Raw genomic sequence first — 18,274 nt, forward strand, 5'->3', positions numbered from 1 at the left:
CTCGTATGAGTCGGGCTTTTTTACGTCTGTAACTTGGCTAAATAATGCGAAATAATAGCCAATAAAAAACCCGCTTACGCGGATCTAATAACTATATGTTATCGTTAATAGGTGTTACTACACCTAGAGTATAGCCCAGGGGCCTTATCTACCAAGATAGTGTTCCCAATCTTTGTAAACCGGTTGTATTCCTTGGTTTTTCAACGCCTCAGCTACCTGAACCACCGTTCGGTCATCATCGATACTAAATTGTTCAAGGCTATCTGGTGCAACACTATAACCACCTGGCTGGGTTTTTGAGCCGGCACTAATGCTGGTAATTGCTAACGGAATAACGTGCTGACGGAATACCGCAGATTCACGAGTTGATAGGCTTATTTCTAACTCGGGTGAGAACAAGCGAAACGCGCAGATAAGTTGTACTAACTCTTTGTCACTGATGGCTAAAGGCGTTTCAATACCACCACTACAAGGGCGTATTCTGGGCACAGATAAGCTATAACGACTTTGCCAGTATTGGTGTTGTAAGTATTGTAAATGTTGAGCTAACAATATTGCATCGGTTCGCCAGTCGGACAAGCCTAATAAAATACCTATACCTATTTTATCTATACCAGCATTACCAATCCGATCGGGTGTGTTTAATCGCCATGCAATGTCAGTTTTGTTGCCTCTTAAATGATGGCTTTGGTATGCGCTTTGGTTATAGGTTTCTTGATATACCATGACAGCGTCTACGCCTAAATATTTTAATTCAGAGTATTCGTCAGTACTTAAAGGTTGAACCTCAAGTTGTACTGTACTGAAGTAGCGCCGAATTAGCGGTAAAACATTGCGGAAATACGCGATACCTACCTTGTTTTCATGTTCGCCGGTAACAATAAGTACCTGCTCAATACCCATAGCCTTAATGGCTTGGCATTCTTGTTCTATTTCAGCAAGATTGAGTGTACGTCTTTTTACTTTTTGGCTAAGCGAAAAACCACAATAAGTACATTCGTTAGCACAGAGGTTGGATAAATACAGTGGTGCATATAGTTGCACTGTTGCGCCAAAGCGCTGACGAGTAACTTGTTGCGCTTTGCTTGCCAGTTGCGGTAAAAACGCGGCGGCTGCGGGCGATAGCAGCGCTTGTAAATCAACAAGAGTTAAACGTTGTTTGCTTATAACCGCTTGTATATCTGCGGCACTAAATGCTCGGCTTTGCAGTTGTAAACTTTGCCAGTCTATTGTTTGCCATTTATGGTAAAAGCTCATAGTTGATCCAAAAAGGCAGTTAATGGGCTCGTTGCCATTGCATGTTGATATGGGGTGGCGATGCCCGCTTGGTAGGCGGCAGAACCAGCCATGCAGGCCAGTCGAAACGCGTTGGCCATAGTAACAGGGTCATTACTGCAAGCTATAGCTGTATTCACCAGAACGGCTGACGCGCCAAGTTCCAATGCATTTGCGGCATGAGATGGTGCGCCAATGCCGGCATCAATGATGACCGGTATAGCGGCTTGCTGAATAATAATTTCTAGCATGGCACGAGTTTGTAAACCTTGGTTTGAGCCAATAGCGGCACCTAGTGGCATAACTGCGGCGCAGCCCGCGTCTTCCAGATGTTTACATAACACAGGATCAGCACTGCAGTAGGGTAGAACAATAAAACCTTGTTTCACTAATTCTTTAGCGGCAATTAGGGTTTCAATCGGGTCTGGCATCAAATAGCGTGGATCTGGGTGTATTTCTAGTTTTAACCAGTTAGTGTCTAAGGCATCGCGAGCCAGCTGGGCGGCCAATATGGCTTCTTTTGCATTTTTTGCACCAGAGGTATTAGGTAATAGCTGTACCCCTAACTCGCGTAGTGGCGTGAGTAAATCATCGTGTTTAAGCGCGAGGTTAAGTCGTTTCATTGCTAAGGTAACGAGTTGGCAACCACTTGCTGCAACGGCTTGTTGCATTAATTGGCTACTAGAAAACTTACCGCTACCAAGTAACAAGCGGCTGTCGAAAGTTTTATCGGCAATACATAACATGGTTAACCTCCGGTAACTAGTTGAAATAGCTGTAGCGCATCATTTTGCTGCAGCTGGTGCGCTGGCCATAAGCGTTTAGCTAATACTGTATTATTAATCGCTATGGCTAAGCCTACTTCAGAGATATCTTGTGCATTGAGTAGCTGCTGTACTGTTATACTTTCAGCTACCGTTAGTTCGGTCGTGTTAAGCGTAATTTGCATTGTAATTCTCGCTAGCATGCTGTTCGATAAGGCGTTTTAGCTGAATAAAGGCTTGTGCTGGCTGTGGTTGAGTGGTAATTGCTGACACAACAGCGACTCCATCAACACCGGTACTTAACACCGCCAACAACCTTCCCTCGTTAATGCCACCTATTGCTACTGTTGGTATGTGCTGACACAAACTGGCATAGCGCGCCAACTTCACTAACCCTTGGGGCTTAGACGGCATTTTTTTTGTGTCGGTAGCGAAAATATGGCCAAGTGCAATGTACGAGGGCTGCAGTTCAATCGCCGTTAGCAGTTCTAAGTAACTGTGTGTCGATACGCCTAAGCGTAAACCTGCAGTTCTTATTGCCTCAAGATCTGCAGTTTGCAAATCCTCTTGGCCAAGGTGCACACCATAAGCGTTATGCTTGATTGCAAGTTGCCAGTAATCGTTAATAAATAGCCGCAAGTTATGTTTTCGGCTTAGTGCAACCGCCGTTGTTATTTGCTGTTCTATTTCCATGTTACTGCCAGCTTTAATGCGTAACTGTAGGGTATCGGCGCCATAAGGTGCTAAATCTTGTAGCCAATCACTATTATCAACCACTGGATAAAGACCGATAGGGCGCAGCATTGCGGCAAAAGGTGCAGTTGAGGTTAAATTATCTCGTACATTTAAACGGGGAAAGCTCTCTACCTTAACTGGCCAAGAGTTAAGTTGTACGCAACCCGCACCTTTTCCCGTTGCATAAGCCGCGCTTAATGCATGTTGCACACTAGCATTACCTAGGATAACTGCATCTGTTAATGGATAGCCTTGCGCTAATGCTGCTGCAATACTACTGGCTAATACACAACCTGTACCATGAGTGTGAACCGTATTTAAGCGTGAATTATATAGACTGAGTATTGGTTGCGTGGTTAATTCTGACTTGTTGACATACAGCCTATCAATCACATCAACGGTACTAGTATCATGACCACCTGTCACTAGCACTGCTGTGGTGCCCCAAGTAAACAGCTGGGTAACTTGCTGGGCTATACTTTGTTTGGGTAAATCGCTAAGCAATGCTAATTCGGGTAAATTAGGCGTAATTAAGTCAATTAGTGGTAATAGCTGTTGCCGCCAAATAGTTAACAAACCTTGTTCGACAAAGTTACTACCGGTGCTACTGCTAAATACCGGATCGGCTACCACTTTAAAGCGGTATGCCGATTTATGTTGGCTTAACCAGAGTGATAACTGCTCTAATAAATCACTATTGGGGATTAAACCAATTTTAATTACCTGCGGTGGCATATCTTCTAGCAGGCAGTTTAACTGCGCCAAAAATAGCGCAGGGCTGACACATTCATAAGCCGTAATGCCTACGCTATTTTGCGCCGTAATAGCCGCAATAACGCTACAGCCATGGCACTCTAATGCTTTAAAACTATGTAAATCGGCCTGAATGCCGGCGCCACCGCCGCTATCTGAGCTAGCGACAGTCCAGACTATCGGTTTAGTTAAAGGGTTAGTTTGCTGTGGCATCAGTTTGTGCCTCTTGCTGTTGAATTTGCTGGTTTAAGCGCATAGAGCAGAACTTTGGCCCACACATTGAACAAAATTGCTCATCGTCAGCGCCTTCATGGCCTAGCGTTTCATCGTGGTAGGCTTTAGCTGTGAACGGATCTAAAGATAAATTGTATTGATCTTTCCAGCGAAACTCGTAACGGGCTTTAGACAATGCGTTGTCACGTAGTTGTGCACCCGGATGCCCTTTGGCTAAGTCTGCGGCATGGGCCGCAATTTTATAAGCGATAAGGCCTTGTTTGACATCTTCTTTGTTCGGCAGTCCTAAATGCTCTTTCGGCGTGACGTAACATAACATGGCACAACCAAACCAGCCGATCATCGCCGCACCAATGCCTGAGGTAATATGATCATAACCCGGAGCAATATCGGTGGTTAATGGCCCAAGCGTATAAAACGGTGCTTCATCGCAATGTTTTAGCTGCTCGGTCATATTCTCTTGAATTAGCTGCATAGGTACATGGCCAGGGCCTTCTATCATCACTTGCACATCATAGCGCCATGCAATTTTTGTTAGCTCGCCTAAAGTACGCAGTTCAGCAAACTGTGCCGCATCGTTGGCATCGGCAATACTGCCGGGGCGTAAACCGTCGCCTAATGAAAGTGAAATATCGTAGCGAGCACACAGCTGACAAATTTCTTCAAAGTGTTGATATAAAAAACTTTCTTGATTAAATAGTCGGCACCACTGCGCCATAATAGCGCCACCACGCGACACTATTCCGGTTACGCGTTTTGCTGCTAAGGGCACATGATCTTTTAACACGCCAGCATGAATAGTAAAGTAATCAACACCTTGCTCCGCTTGCTCAACCAGAGTGTCATAAAATACCTGCCAGCTTAATTTGCTAACATCACCCTTAACTTTTTCTAGGGCTTGATAAATAGGTACGGTGCCAATAGGTACTGGGCTGTTGCGTAGTATCCAATCACGAGTTTGATGAATGCGCCTACCGGTAGATAAGTCCATTACGGTGTCTGCACCCCAACGTGTTGCCCAAATAAGCTTTTCTACTTCTTCTTCAATACTTGAGCTAACCGACGAATTACCAATATTAGCGTTTACTTTTACTTTAAAGTTACGGCCAATAATCATCGGCTCTGCCTCAGGATGATTAATGTTTAGTGGAATAATAGCGCGACCAGCGGCAACCTCTTTGCGGACAAACTCGGCAGTAATTTGCTTTGGCGTACTGGCGCCAAAGTTTTCACCTTGGTGGGTACGCACGTTATCGCTTTGTGTGCCCATGTTTTCACGCAACGCAATGTAGTGCATTTCAGGAGTGATAATACCGGCGCGTGCGTAATGCAGTTGGGTTACGGTACTGCCGGCTTTGGCTTGTAAAGGTTGGTGTTCAAACTCGGTTATTTGCTCGTTTAGGGCAATATCAACAAAGCTGGGTACAGTTGAAATGGCTACGTCTTGCCGTGCTTTAATCCATGGTAAACGTAGTTTAGGTAAGCCCTTTAGTACGTCCAGCTGTTTTGCCGGGTCGCCATAAGGCCCTGACGTGTCGTAAACCGAAAGTGCAGGGTTAATTAATTCGCTGCCGTCGGCTTGTTTGGTAGGGCTAAGGTGAATATCACGTACAGGTACTTGTACGTTACTAATAGAACAATGCAAATACCTTCGGCTAGAACCGGGAAAGGTTTCACCTTGTAACGCATTAATATAAGCCCGAGCGTGGGCGCGTAAATCACGACTATTGGTTGGTACAGTAGACATAGCAAGCTCCGGTTAGCAAATTGAGGTTGCTTGTCCGGAGTGGGCGGCGCAATAGAATAAACATAACTTATCAATACAGATAGATGTTACGTAATATAATGCGTTTCCCTTGTTTCCCTTCGCAGGTATTAGCCTGATCAGGTTCAACGGATCCCGTTTTCACGGTCTCAGCCTGCTATAAATAGCTAGGCACTCCGACAAGTAGTGCTGGATTATAGTGATAAGTAATGAAAAAGCAAAGATTGTGAAATAATTAAGAATACTAGACTCATCGGAGTTGCTGAAAATTTGCTAGTGCCATATCGTGCTATAGACAGGTTAACCTGTGGAATAATAACAATAAGGGAAAACTCATGAGAGATGTATTATTTTTCGATTCAATGTTAACACCAAAAATTATTACTTTTGTTTATTGGCTGATGCTAATTGGTGTTGTAATTAGTGGATTAGGGGCCATGTTTACCGCATATGGTAGTTTTTGGTCTGGTTTAGGTATTTTAGTGTTTGGTAGTATTGGTGTCAGAATTTGGTGTGAGTTACTTATCGTGTTATTTAAAATTCACGATAATTTAAGAAAATTAGCCGACAAAGAGTAAAAACAGACACCGGTGTAAGCCGGTGTTTTTTTAGTTATAAATTCTCAGCATATAAATATAATGCTTTTAATATTGCTGTTTTTTTCTCATCACTGGCATGTTCATGCGCGAGGTTCTCTAACAATAAACCGAATTCTTCAAAGGTTAAGTTAGGCTTATCTAAGCCGTGCATTAGCTTATCGGTACGATAGCGCTGCCACTTTTGTTGCTCGCTGTCGGTTAAGCTGGCCGGGTAGTTGCGAGCACGATACAAAAACAGTAGGTTATTTAAGCGATCATCAGCGAAAGTGGGTGCAGAGCTACCTAGGTGCTCTGGTGGCAACTCATGTAATTGCTGCATTTTTTGCTTATCGGCGTTGCTAATAAAGCCGCTGTACAGCTGATAATCTGGGTTAGACTCGGCAGGGTATTCGTCTAACTGCTGATACAGCTCTATCACTTTGTTTTGAATAATAGGGTGCTGACGCAGCCAGTCTAAATGGTCTAAACACTGCGCGCGATTAATACCTAATTCTGTTGCGCGTTGCTCGCTTAATGTTTTTGCGGGTGCCAGCACGGGGCATTTATTTAAATGAATAAGCTTTAGGCCTAAACGCTGTTCGCCTTGGGCTAAGTCAGCAGTTTTGGTATAAAGTTTTTGTTGCAAGGTGGCAACATCATCATTAAGTAACGGTGTTGGATCGGCCTGCAAATTATAACAAATTATGGCGTTTTTATTAGTTGGATGAAACGCTAACGGTGCTATCCAGCTAACACAACCAGAACTGGCCGGAAACTTAGACGAAACATGCACCAGTGGCACCATGCTAGCAACATCAATTAACTCAGCTGCGTTTTGCTTTTTACGTAAGTTAAATAGGTAGTGAAATAGCTTGGGTTGTTTATCTTTAATCAGTTTTGCTATGGCGATAGTAGCGTAAACGTCGGATAGCGCATCGTGCGCTTTTTCGTGCGCTAAGCCATTGGCGCGAGTGAGCTCTTCCAGTTTAAAACTAGGGCTGCCATCTTCACGCTGCGGCCACACAATACCCTCTGGCCGCAATGCATAACAGGCGCGAACCGTATCGATAAGATCCCAGCGGCTGTTACCTTGCTGCCATTCTCGGCCATAAGGCTCATAAAAGTTGCGAAATAAGCTGTGGCGCGTTACTTCATCATCAAAACGTAAATTGTTATAACCCACCACGCAGGTATTAGGTGTGCTAAAGCGGCTTAAAATACGTTGCATAAACTCGGTTTCAATTAAACCTTTTTTATTGCAAAGTTGCGGTGTTAGGCCGGTAATTAATGCCGCTTGTGGGTGAGGTAAATAGTCATTCGCTAATTGGCAGTACCATACGTCAGGCTCACTAATAATATTTAAATCTAAATCGGTACGGATACCTGCGAACTGTGCGGGGCGGTCGCGTTTAGGATCAGCACCCCAAGTTTCGTAATCATGAAAATAAAAGCTGGCAAGTTCGGTCATAGTATTTTGATCATCGTCTAAAAATGTCAGAGATATAATATTAATAACAGTGTTGTAGCCAGTGTAGCAGCAACTGATTGTACTCTCACGGTTTTTGCCATAAGCCAGCAGTAAAATGTAAATTATTATATAGCTATGCCGTGGCCTGACACAGTTGCAGCAATACACTAAGTGGTGCTGACGTATGATTTTTATTATAGGCAAGGCCAAGTTCACGTTTTAACTTCTGCAAGTTTACGGGTCTTAATATAAGGTCTTGTCGTTGCAATAAAGAATCAAGGTTAGGCACTAAAGCGCAACCTACACCGGCTGAAACCAAGCCAAGTGCATACTCAATAGTTTGAATATCGGCGCGTAAATCGGGCTTTATACCGCGGCGAATTAGCTCAGGGTATAAGGTGTTCCATGCATCACAAGGTGTGCGCTTAATTAGTGGTAGTTGCTCAAAGTCGTCGAGTTGTATTTCTTGCTGTAAGCTTAGCGCCGAGCCTAAAGGAATGGCTAATAAATAGCTGTCGTGCCAAATCGGTTGAAATGCTTCACCGGCTTTTAATAACTGCGGCGTAATAATGCGCGCATCACAGCTATCTGTAGGTTCAACCAAATGTAGCTCCAATCCAGGTACCGCGTTACTGAATTCACGCAGTAGCTGGCTCATTCGCTCGACACCTAAAGCTCGTATTAACCCCAAACGAAACTTTACGCGTGCAACCGGTTGCACAAAAGACGCTTTTAACGATTGCAGTTGGCTGAGTAAGCGCCCGGCATGGCCGTACAGCTTTTCGCCATCCTCCGTTGGAGTTACCCCTTTTGATAGGCGAATAAATAGCGTAACACCCAGTTCTTGTTCTAAGTGACGCAGTGCCGCAGACAAAGAGGGTTGCGCGACACAGCAATGCCGCGCTGCTGCGCTGATGCTGCCTTGCTCATACACTGCAACAAAGTAACCGAGTTGGCGTATGTCCATAGTTAAAAACTATACCTGATACAGGATTATTATATTTTAACTGTACATTAAAGCAGGCTAATGTGGTAATAATAAAAATTACTTTACTGGTTTTATTAAGGAATTTGCTATGACACGTGCACATTTTGATTGGCAGGACCCATTTGCGTTTTCGAGCATGCTTACTGAAGAAGAACGAATGATCCGCGATAGCGCGCATCAATATTGTCAGGATAAACTGATGCCGCGCGTGTTGATGGCTAACCGTGAAGAGCATTTTCACCGTGAAATTATGAGTGAACTGGGTGAACTTGGCTTACTCGGTGCCACCTTGCCAGAAAAATATGGCTGCTCAAACGTAAACTACGTTTGTTATGGCTTAGTGGCGCGTGAAGTAGAGCGCGTTGACAGCGGTTATCGCAGCGCGATGAGCGTGCAATCATCACTGGTTATGCATCCAATTTATGAATACGGTAGTGAAGCACAGCGGATGAAATATTTGCCTAAGTTAGCTACCGGAGAGTGGGTAGGTTGTTTTGGCTTAACTGAACCTGATGCGGGTTCAGATCCTGCCGGTATGCGCACTACGGCAAAGAAAGTTGCCGGTGGTTATATATTAAATGGCAGCAAAATGTGGATCACAAATTCACCGATTGCTGACGTATTTGTGGTTTGGGCCAAGCTAGATGGCGATATTCGTGGTTTTATACTTGATAAGGGTATGAAAGGGCTGTCGGCACCAAAAATTGAAGGTAAGTTTTCACTACGTGCATCTATTACCGGTGAAATTGTGATGGATAACGTTGAAGTAACTGAAGAGGCGTTATTGCCAAATGTCAGCGGTTTAAAAGGCCCATTTGGTTGCTTAAACAAGGCTCGTTATGGCATTGCTTGGGGCGCACTGGGTGCTGCGGAGTTTTGCTGGCACGCTGCGCGTCAGTATACGTTAGACCGTCATCAGTTTGGTAAACCGCTTGCAGCTACGCAATTAGTACAGAAAAAACTGGCTGATATGCAAACCGATATTAGCATTGGTTTATTGGCCTGTTTGCAGGCTGGGCGTTTGATGGACCAAAATATGCTACCACCAGAAACAATATCGCTAATAAAACGTAATTCTTGCGGCAAAGCTTTAGATATTGCGCGCATTGCCCGTGATATGCATGGTGGTAATGGTATTGCTGATGAATTTCATGTGATTCGCCACGTGATGAATTTAGAAGCGGTTAATACCTATGAAGGCACGCATGATATTCACGCGCTAATTTTAGGCCGTGCACAAACCGGTTTACAGGCATTTGGCGGTTAATAGCTTAGTCTAATACGTATAGTGGAGTTCGCGTTATGTCAGAGGCAGTGCATCCCTGGGTTAATGAGTTTCGGCAACGTTTAAGCGACGGTAAGTTTCCGCAATATAGCTCAAGTTACGAGATTGAATACAGTACCTTGTATCAGTTATGGCATAGCCAGCTGTGTAGCCGGTTACTGGATTTACAGTCTCGTTTACTACAAGCCAAAGGTCAGAGTTTTTATACCATTGGTAGTGCCGGACATGAAAGTAACGCCGCTATTGCCGCGGCGCTAAGAGTGACTGATCCGGCGTTTTTACACTATCGCAGTGGCGCGTTTTTTATTGAACGCAGTAAACAACACCCCGGTAGCACACCGCTGTATGACATGATGTTATCGTTTTGCGCCAGCAGTGATGACCCCATATCAGGCGGGCGACATAAAGTATTAGGCAGCTTAGCGTTAAATATTCCACCACAAACCAGTACCATTGCCTCACAGTTACCTAAAGCTGTAGGCACTGCCTTTGCTATCGATCTAAGCAAGCGTTTAGCTCTTAAAGGCCAATGGCCGCATGATGCCATCGCCGTGTGTAGCTTTGGTGATGCATCGGCCAACCACTCCACAGCGCAGGGTGCAATTAACTCAACCAGTTGGGTCGCGTATCAGCAAGTACCTATGCCAATACTCTTTGTTTGTGAAGATAACGGCCTGGGTATCTCAACCCCAACCCCCAACGGCTGGATAGAACAAAATTTGGCGGATAGACCGGCAATAAAGTATTTTGCTGCCGACAGTCGTGATAGTGCCCAAACTTACGCTATTGCTAAGCGCGCAGCAGATTACGTGCGCACGAAACGTAAGCCAGCAATATTGCATTTATCTACGGTACGCTTATTTGGTCATGCCGGTGCTGATACTGAAGTAGCGTATCGCACTAAAGCACAAATAGAAGCCGAATTAGCGCAAGACCCTTTACTTACTTGCACTGCAGCTTTACTTGCAACGGGTGAAGTAAATGCAGAGCAATTACTACAGCAACTTAACGCACTACAACAACAAATTGCACGAGTAGCCGCCACGGCAAGTGCTAAGCCTAAGCTGGTTACTGCAGAGCAGGTGATGGCGTCTATTGCACCAGAGCGGCCATATTTAGCCCAACCAGCATTGCTAACCACTGACGCAAGGCAGAAGTTGTTTGCTTTTGATCAGCACAACATGGGTAAAAAACAGCATCTGGCTAAACTGTTAAACTGGGCATTACATGATGTGTTAGCGCAGTATAATAATACCGTAGTGTTTGGTGAAGACGTAGCGAAAAAGGGCGGCGTTTACGGCGTAACCCAGCATTTAGTCCACGAGTTTGGCAGTAACCGCGTTATAAATACCTTGCTAGATGAGCAAAGTATTTTGGGAATGGCCATTGGCCTAGCCCAACAAGGTTTTATTGCCATACCGGAAATTCAGTTTTTAGCTTATGTGCATAATGCGGAAGACCAAATACGGGGTGAGGCGGCAACTTTGCCGTTTTTCTCTAATGGCAAATATCATAATGCCATGGTCATTCGTATTGCTGGCTTAGCCTATCAGCGGGGCTTTGGTGGGCACTTTCATAATGATAACTCCTTTGCCGTGTTTCGTGATATTCCAGGTGTCATCCTGTTTTGTCCGTCTAATGGCGCCGATGCTGCTTTGCTCATGCGCCAAGCCGTGCAGTTAGCCCATGAGCAAAAACGCTTGGTTATTTTTCTTGAGCCAATAGCGCTTTATATGACCCGTGATTTACACAGTGCTGGTGATGGCCTGTGGTTGTCCGATTACCCAACACCCGATACGCCGTTGCCACAACTGGGTGAACCAGCCTGCTTTGGCGATGGTGAAGAGTTAGCCATTATTAGCTACGGCAATGGATATTTTCTTAGCCGACAGGCGGAAAAAGAGTTAACAGAGCAAGGTTATAAGTTACGCGTACTTGATTTGCGCACCTTGGTACCATTACATACTGACTTGATAATTAAAGCATTAGGTAATTGTCGTAAGGTATTAATTGTTGATGAGTGTCGCCGCCGTGGGTCGTTAAGTGAAGAGCTATTTACCGCACTACATGAAGCTAAACCTACGTGTTTTCATATAAGCCGCTTGTGCGCCCAAGACAGTTTTATTCCTTTAGGTAGCGCAGCCTACGCAGTGTTGCCATCTAAGCAACAAATTATTGAACAGGCGCTACAGTTATTAACCGCTGGCAAGCAGGAGGCAAAACCATGAAAAAAACCGCACTAGTGGTTTGCCCCGGGCGTGGCACTTATAACAAACCTGAGCTGGGTTATATTACGCAGCATCTAACCGATAATGCTCTGTTACAGCAGTTTGACAGCGTTAGACAGGAACGAAATTTAACAACCATTTCTGAGCTGGATCAACTGCCAGTATTTAACCGTAGTCAGCATTTAAAAGCCGATAACGCCGCCGGCTTAATTTTTGCGGCTGGCGTTAGTGATTACCAAAGTATTAATAGCGAACAATTTGATGTTGTGGCCGTTACCGGTAACTCTATGGGGTGGTACACCGCACTGGGCTGTGCTGGCGTGCTGGCGCCCGATACCGGCATGCAATTAGTTATTGATATGGCACAGCTAACAGCAGGTGGTGCCGGTGCCCAGTTTATTTATCCGGTAATTGATGAGAACTGGCAGCCCGACCCGCAACGAATTGCCTTGGTGCAGCAGCAATTAGCTTTGCATCGAGACGAGCTGTATATGTCGATTGTTTACGGCGGCTATGCCGTGTTAGCTGGCACTGAAACAGCAGTTAAATCAGCAATCGCGGCATTACCACCTTGTGATGATCGTTTCCCGCTATTATTGCCAGGGCATGCTGGTTTTCATACCCGTTTAATGCAAAGTGCGTCAGATAAGGCATTAAACTTATGGCCAGCGCAGCAATTTAGCCAGCCAAAGTTACCGTTAATTGATGGTAAAGGCCACATTTGGCCTGCGCTGGGCTCTAGCTTAAGCGCACTGCAGCACTACACCTTGCAGCATCAAGTCTGTCAGACGTATGATTTTTCATTAGCGTTACAAACCGCCGTAAAAGAGTTTGCGCCAGAGCATATTATTTTACTGGGCCCAGGTGGTGCATTAGGTGGTGCGGTAGCGCAAAGCCTAATTCAAATTAACTGGCAGGGTATAGGCTCAAAGCAAGACTTTGTTGCAGCGCAGCAAGCTGGGCTACCTTATATTCTTAGTATGGGGCTGCCAGAGCAACGTGTGCATTGTGTCTAACTAATGCATAGCTCGTTGTCGAAAAACGCCACGTATATCACGTGGCGTTTCACTTTTTCGAACAGTCGATTGTTGTGATTTATTCTGAAATAACGTACAACTAGGTAAGATAACGACAAGGAATAAAACAATGAAAGCTTTACTTACCGCAGGGTTACTGAGCCTGTCAACTGTCGCTGTAGCATCAACTACGCCTATTGGTATAGTGATCCATGGGGGTGCAGGAACCATTAACCGCGCCAATATGACCGAGCAGCAAGAGCAGGCGTATCACGCCATGTTAAGCCATGCGATTAACCAAGGTTATGAGGTGCTGGCAAAAGGCGGTTCTAGCGTTGACGCGGTAACCGCGGCTGTATTAGTACTAGAAGACTCGCCGTTGTTTAACGCTGGCAAGGGTGCCGTATATACTTTTGATGAAACTCACGAACTGGACGCCTCTATTATGGATGGCCGAGATCGCAACGCAGGTGCTGTGGCCGGTGTTACCAATGTGAAAAACCCGATATTGCTAGCGAAAGCGGTAATGCAGCATTCAGAGCATGTGATGTTAGCAGGCAAGGGCGCTGAGCAGTTTGCGCAAGAGCAAAAACTTGAGTTGGTAGAAAATAGTTATTTTGATACTGATTTTCGTTATGAGTCATTAAAGCGCGCCAAACAGGCCATGACGCCACAACCGCATCAAGCCTCTATACCGTTTGACCCAGCTTGGAAAATGGGCACAGTAGGCGCGGTAGCTATCGACCGGCAAGGTAACTTAGCAGCGGCTACCTCTACTGGTGGTATGACAGCAAAACGCTATGGCAGAATTGGTGATGCACCGGTAATAGGTGCAGGTAACTTTGCCGATAATAGCAGTTGTGCGGTTTCAGCTACTGGCCATGGTGAGTATTTTATTCGTTACCAAGTGGCCTATGAAATATGCGCCAGAGCCAAGTATCAGCAAAAAACAGCAGCCGTAGCGGCACAGGAAGTCATTGCTGAATTAAAACAGATTGGTGGCGATGGTGGCGTTATTGTGGTTGATAACAAAGGTAAATTAAGCTGGGCTTTTAATAGCGAAGGTATGTACCGCGCAATGAAAACCGAAGGCGGAAAGGTTATTACTGAAATTTTTGGCACTAAAAATTAATTTTACCCAAACTAGCTTAGTTAGGTGGTTAGCCATGCGTTAACGCTGGATTTTTACCTACCGCTCTTGGTAGCATGACGCCCTCTATTAACGAGGGCGTTGTTTTGTCTGAACCTGTTATCACTATTCCTGAATTACTATCTCGTGTTACTGGCTGCTTATTAAAAGATCAGTTTCGTTTGCGTCGTCGTTTACATAATTGCAAAAGCTTAGAGGATGCAGTAAAAATTCAACAGCTGGCGCGTATTGCCAAGGATATAGGGCGCTCAGAAGCCTTGGTTGTCGCTAGGCGCCAAGCCTTGCCAAAGATCACCTATGCGCTGCAGTTACCGGTTTCAGAAAAGAAAGACGATATTAAAGCTGCTATTGCCGCAAATCAGGTAGTGATTATTGCTGGTGAAACCGGCTCAGGTAAAACCACGCAAATACCCAAAATTTGCCTTGAGCTAGGCCGAGGTATAAGCGGTATGATTGGCCATACCCAACCACGTCGTTTAGCTGCGCGCACGGTGTGCGATCGTATTGCCCAAGAGCTAGAATGTCAGGTGGGTGATAAGGTTGGTTATAAAATACGCTTTGGCGATCATACCAGTGATAACACTTATATTAAGCTAATGACCGACGGTATTTTACTGGCTGAAATTCAGCAAGACCGTTTTTTAAACCAATACGACACCATTATTATTGACGAAGCGCACGAACGTAGTCTTAATATCGATTTTTTACTTGGTTATTTCAAACAACTGTTACCCAAGCGCCGTGATCTAAAGCTGATTATTACCTCAGCCACTATTGACCCTCAGCGCTTTTCTAAGCATTTTTTTGATGCGCCTATTATTGAAGTATCTGGACGTACTTATCCGGTTGATACCCGTTATCGGCCAATATCAGAGCAAGAGGAGAAAGACGCCGATCAGTTGCAAGGCATCTTTGATGCCGTAGACGAGCTTTACCGTGAGCCGCCAGGCGATATTTTAATTTTTCTTAATGGTGAGCGGGAGATACGCGATACCGCTGACGCGCTAGAAAAACTTAAACTGCCGCATACCGAAGTATTACCGCTATATGCCCGATTAAGTGCCGCTGAGCAAAACCGAATATTTCAAAGCCACAGTGGGCGGCGAATTGTATTAGCAACTAACGTGGCGGAAACCTCGTTAACCGTGCCAGGTATTCGTTATGTCATTGATCCCGGTACCGCACGTTTATCACGCTACAGCTATCGCTCTAAGGTGCAACAGCTGCCCATAGAAGCTATTAGCCAGGCCAGTGCTAATCAGCGCAAAGGGCGTTGTGGCCGTGTTGCTGCGGGTATTTGTATTCGCCTATACAGTGAAGACGATTTTAATGGCCGGCCTGAGTTTACCGATCCGGAAATTCTGCGCACCAATTTAGCCTCAGTTATTATGCAAATGCTGGCGTTAGGGCTGGGCGATATTGCCGCATTTCCGTTTTTACAACGACCCGATAGCCGCTTTATTAACGACGGTATTAAATTACTTGAGGAGCTTGGTGCAATTGGACTGCAGCGCACCAAGCAAGGGCTACAACTTACCGAGTTAGGTAAAAAACTAGCGCGATTACCCATAGATCCGCGTTTAGCGCGTATGGTGCTCGCGGGAGCGGATAACGGTGCGTTACAAGAGCTATTAGTGCTGGCGGCGGCGTTATCAATTCAAGATCCTCGCGAGCGCCCGTTAGATAAGCAACAAAAAGCCGATCAATGTCATCAACGGTTTGCTGATCCGGATTCTGACTTTGCTAGCTGGTTAAAACTATGGCAATACCTACAACAGCAACAAGAAGAACTAAGTAATAACCAGTTTCGTCGTTTGTGTCGTCAAGAGTTTTTAAATTATTTGCGGGTACGCGAATGGCAAGATTTAACCGCACAACTTACGCAGCTAATGCAAGAGCAAGGCTACACGCTTAATAGCCAAGCGGCCAGTTATATACCCATTCATCAAGCGGTACTTAGCGGTTTGCTGGGACAGGTTGGTTTTAAAGACAGTGAAGCTGATTATTTAGGCCCACGGCAAACCCGCTTTTTTGTCTTTCCGGGTAGCCATTTATTTAAGCGTAAGCCCAAATGGGTTGCGGCGGCCGAATGGGTAGAAACCAGTAAACTCTATGCCCGAACCCTTGCCAAAATTGAACCTGAGTGGATAGAGCCGCTGGCGCAACATTTGGTTAATCGTAACTATAGCGAACCGCACTGGGAGAAAAAACGTGGCGCCGTTATCGCCTATGAACAAGTTAGCTTGTATGGCTTAGTTATTGTTGCTAAACGCGCCGTGTTATATAGCAAAATAGATGCCGCAGTGTGCCATGGTATTTTTGTTCGTGAAGCCTTAGTTAACCAAGAATTGGCTAGCAACGATGCCTTTTTACAGCACAACCAGCGCTTAATTGATGATGTAACCGCGCTAGAAGAGAAATCACGACGTCGCGATATTCTGGTAGACGAAGGTACGCTAGCGGCCTTTTACGCTGAGCGGGTGCCAGAGTGGGCCAACAATCGCATTGATTTTGCCAAGTGGTGGAAGAAAAAGCGCGCTGAAGATGCCAACTATCTAAACTTTGATCCGAACAGCTTATTAAATCGTGATGCGAGCGATATTACTGCGGATAAGTTTCCTGAAATGTGGCGCCAAGGTAATTTAACGTTACCACTAGAATATCATTTTGCCCCAGGCGAAATAGATGACGGTGTTAGCCTTATTATTCCTCTGGCATTATTAAACCAAGTTGAAGAAACCGGGTTTGACTGGTTAATACCCGCGTTACGGCACGATTTATTAGTCGCGCTAATTAAATCGTTACCAAAACACTACCGGCGCAACTTTGTGCCCGCACCCAACTATGCTGATGCTTTAATGCAAAGTATTCAGCCAGCTGATGGCAAATTACTTGAAAGCATCAGCTATCGCTTAAAACGCATGTCGGGCATAGATATACCGCACGAAGCGTGGGATTTACAAAGTGTGCCACTGCATTTAAAAATGAATTTTAAAGTAGTCGATGAAAAAGGTACGACAGTGCAGCAAGGTCGCTCGCTGGGTTTATTAAAGCAAGGCTTGCAAGGCGAGGTGCAACAAAGTTTAAGTCAGGTCGCTGAGCAAGGTATTGAACAAAATAAACTGACACAGTGGAGCTTTGGTCAGTTACCCAAAGAATATATAAAACTGCAGGCCGGCTATGAAATTAAAGCCTTTCCGGCGCTAGTAGATGAGCGTGACTCGGTAGCCATAAAGTTATTAGACAACCCGCAACAAGCACTACAAACCACCAAGCAGGGGCTTAGGCGTTTATTGCTGCTAAATATTCCATCGCCAGTAAAATACCTACAAGAGTCGTTACCCAACAAAGCTAAACTTGGTTTGTATTTTAATCCGTTTGGTCGGGTATTAGAGCTTATTGATGACTGCATTGCCGCTGGTGTTGATGCACTAATAGCTAAAACAGCGATACCGCAAAATAGTGATGAATTCACGTTGTTACGCGAACGGGTGCGTGCTGAACTTGGTGATACCGTATTAACTATTGCGCTTAAAGTAGAGCAAATTTTAACGCTATGCCACGACATACAAAAACGCTTAAAAGGCAAAGTAGATTTAGCCCATGTGCAATCACAAGGTGATACTAAACAACAGTTAAATGAGCTTATTTTTAAAGGCTTTGTTAGTCGCCATGGCGCAACACGGTTAGATGATTTACTGCGTTATTTGCAAGCGATGCAAAAACGACTAGAGAAATTACCAACTGACCCACAACGTGATCGGTTATTAATGCACGAATATCAAAAAGCCGCCGATGCCTATCAAAACTTACTCGGCAAGTTTGCGGGTAGCTCGTTATTACCAGAGCCTGTACAAGATATTTATTGGATGCTGCAAGAGTTAAAGGTATCGCTGCACGCACAGCAGCTAGGTACGCCGTATCCTATTTCGGTTAAACGTATATTACATGCCGTTAACGAAGTGAAAACTTAACAAAAGCAATGCATGTTGCTAACACCTCTTTACAGCACCTGCAGAAAGTTCTATAACTTAG

13 protein-coding genes and 1 riboswitch are annotated in these 18,274 nt (G+C 45.0%); of the genes, 6 read left to right on the forward strand and 7 right to left on the reverse strand.

Annotation, left to right across the window (positions count from 1 at the left end; genetic code table 11):
* Window positions 1-144: 144 nt before the first annotated feature.
* The 5 genes from thiH to thiC are packed head-to-tail and all read right to left on the reverse strand — an operon-like array spanning window position 145 to window position 5,508.
* The gene (gene thiH, locus E0Z06_RS06850; RefSeq protein ID WP_132583132.1) at window positions 145-1,257 is read right to left on the reverse strand and encodes a 2-iminoacetate synthase ThiH; all 1,113 of its coding nucleotides are present in this window, start codon (window positions 1,255-1,257) and stop codon (window positions 145-147) included.
* A complete protein-coding gene (locus E0Z06_RS06855; RefSeq protein WP_132583134.1) occupies window positions 1,254-2,021 on the reverse strand; it encodes a thiazole synthase in 768 nt (255 codons plus the stop codon). The genes thiH and E0Z06_RS06855 overlap by 4 nt, the downstream gene beginning before the upstream one ends.
* 2 nt (window positions 2,022-2,023) lie before the next feature.
* Complete coding sequence (thiS, locus tag E0Z06_RS06860) at window positions 2,024-2,224, reverse strand: sulfur carrier protein ThiS (protein ID WP_165907379.1); 201 nt, start codon at window positions 2,222-2,224, stop codon at window positions 2,024-2,026.
* Window positions 2,208-3,740: a thiamine phosphate synthase gene (thiE, locus tag E0Z06_RS06865; protein ID WP_132583138.1), complete on the reverse strand. Its 1,533-nt coding sequence runs from the start codon at window positions 3,738-3,740 to the stop codon at window positions 2,208-2,210. The genes thiS and thiE overlap by 17 nt, the downstream gene beginning before the upstream one ends.
* Window positions 3,724-5,508 carry a phosphomethylpyrimidine synthase ThiC gene (gene thiC, locus E0Z06_RS06870; RefSeq protein WP_132583140.1) on the reverse strand — a complete coding sequence of 595 codons (1,785 nt, stop codon included), beginning with the start codon at window positions 5,506-5,508 and terminating at the stop codon, window positions 3,724-3,726. Before thiC ends, thiE begins: the two co-directional genes overlap by 17 nt.
* Before the next feature lie 96 nt (window positions 5,509-5,604).
* A riboswitch (TPP riboswitch) is annotated at window positions 5,605-5,715 on the reverse strand.
* Window positions 5,716-5,861: 146 nt separating this feature from the next.
* Between thiC and E0Z06_RS06875 the strand changes: the two genes are divergently transcribed.
* The gene (locus tag E0Z06_RS06875; RefSeq protein WP_132583142.1) at window positions 5,862-6,104 is read left to right on the forward strand and encodes a DUF4282 domain-containing protein; all 243 of its coding nucleotides are present in this window, start codon (window positions 5,862-5,864) and stop codon (window positions 6,102-6,104) included.
* A gap of 34 nt (window positions 6,105-6,138) precedes the next feature.
* Here E0Z06_RS06875 and sbcB read toward each other — a convergent pair whose 3' ends face one another.
* Window positions 6,139-7,572, reverse strand: coding sequence for an exodeoxyribonuclease I (gene sbcB, locus E0Z06_RS06880; protein WP_132583144.1), 1,434 nt, complete (start codon window positions 7,570-7,572; stop codon window positions 6,139-6,141).
* 133 nt (window positions 7,573-7,705) lie between these two features.
* Window positions 7,706-8,539: a LysR family transcriptional regulator gene (locus tag E0Z06_RS06885; protein WP_132583146.1), complete on the reverse strand. Its 834-nt coding sequence runs from the start codon at window positions 8,537-8,539 to the stop codon at window positions 7,706-7,708.
* A gap of 109 nt (window positions 8,540-8,648) precedes the next feature.
* Between E0Z06_RS06885 and E0Z06_RS06890 the strand changes: the two genes are divergently transcribed.
* From E0Z06_RS06890 to hrpA, 5 genes are all read left to right on the forward strand, one after another.
* Entirely contained in the window at window positions 8,649-9,827 is a 1,179-nt protein-coding gene (locus E0Z06_RS06890) for an acyl-CoA dehydrogenase (RefSeq protein WP_132583148.1), read from the forward strand.
* 35 nt (window positions 9,828-9,862) lie between these two features.
* Complete coding sequence (locus E0Z06_RS06895; protein WP_132583150.1) at window positions 9,863-12,073, forward strand: thiamine pyrophosphate-dependent enzyme; 2,211 nt, start codon at window positions 9,863-9,865, stop codon at window positions 12,071-12,073.
* Window positions 12,070-13,089 (forward strand): malonyl CoA-ACP transacylase, encoded by a 1,020-nt coding sequence (locus E0Z06_RS06900; RefSeq protein ID WP_132583152.1) that lies wholly within the window; start codon window positions 12,070-12,072, stop codon window positions 13,087-13,089. Before E0Z06_RS06895 ends, E0Z06_RS06900 begins: the two co-directional genes overlap by 4 nt.
* 130 nt (window positions 13,090-13,219) lie before the next feature.
* On the forward strand, window positions 13,220-14,221 hold the full coding sequence (locus tag E0Z06_RS06905; protein ID WP_132583154.1) for an isoaspartyl peptidase/L-asparaginase: 1,002 nt from the start codon (window positions 13,220-13,222) through the stop codon (window positions 14,219-14,221).
* 104 nt (window positions 14,222-14,325) lie between these two features.
* Window positions 14,326-18,213: an ATP-dependent RNA helicase HrpA gene (gene hrpA, locus E0Z06_RS06910; protein WP_243695577.1), complete on the forward strand. Its 3,888-nt coding sequence runs from the start codon at window positions 14,326-14,328 to the stop codon at window positions 18,211-18,213.
* The last annotated feature ends 61 nt before the right edge of the window (window positions 18,214-18,274 follow it).

The organism is Rheinheimera sp. D18, assembly GCF_004345025.1.
Classification (GTDB): Bacteria; Pseudomonadota; Gammaproteobacteria; order Enterobacterales; family Alteromonadaceae; genus Alishewanella; species Alishewanella metallidurans.

Excerpts from the sequence above, each read along its gene's own strand:
- thiH (WP_132583132.1), bottom strand. The coding sequence starts at position 1,257 with ATGAGCTTTTACCATAAATGGCAAACAATAGACTGGCAAAGTTTACAA.
- E0Z06_RS06855 (WP_132583134.1), bottom strand. The coding sequence starts at position 2,021 with ATGTTATGTATTGCCGATAAAACTTTCGACAGCCGCTTGTTACTTGGT.
- thiS (WP_165907379.1), bottom strand. The coding sequence starts at position 2,224 with ATGCAAATTACGCTTAACACGACCGAACTAACGGTAGCTGAAAGTATA.
- thiE (WP_132583138.1), bottom strand. The coding sequence starts at position 3,740 with ATGCCACAGCAAACTAACCCTTTAACTAAACCGATAGTCTGGACTGTC.
- thiC (WP_132583140.1), bottom strand. The coding sequence starts at position 5,508 with ATGTCTACTGTACCAACCAATAGTCGTGATTTACGCGCCCACGCTCGG.
- E0Z06_RS06875 (WP_132583142.1), top strand. The coding sequence starts at position 5,862 with ATGAGAGATGTATTATTTTTCGATTCAATGTTAACACCAAAAATTATT.
- sbcB (WP_132583144.1), bottom strand. The coding sequence starts at position 7,572 with ATGACCGAACTTGCCAGCTTTTATTTTCATGATTACGAAACTTGGGGT.
- E0Z06_RS06885 (WP_132583146.1), bottom strand. The coding sequence starts at position 8,539 with ATGGACATACGCCAACTCGGTTACTTTGTTGCAGTGTATGAGCAAGGC.
- E0Z06_RS06890 (WP_132583148.1), top strand. The coding sequence starts at position 8,649 with ATGACACGTGCACATTTTGATTGGCAGGACCCATTTGCGTTTTCGAGC.
- E0Z06_RS06895 (WP_132583150.1), top strand. The coding sequence starts at position 9,863 with ATGTCAGAGGCAGTGCATCCCTGGGTTAATGAGTTTCGGCAACGTTTA.
- E0Z06_RS06900 (WP_132583152.1), top strand. The coding sequence starts at position 12,070 with ATGAAAAAAACCGCACTAGTGGTTTGCCCCGGGCGTGGCACTTATAAC.
- E0Z06_RS06905 (WP_132583154.1), top strand. The coding sequence starts at position 13,220 with ATGAAAGCTTTACTTACCGCAGGGTTACTGAGCCTGTCAACTGTCGCT.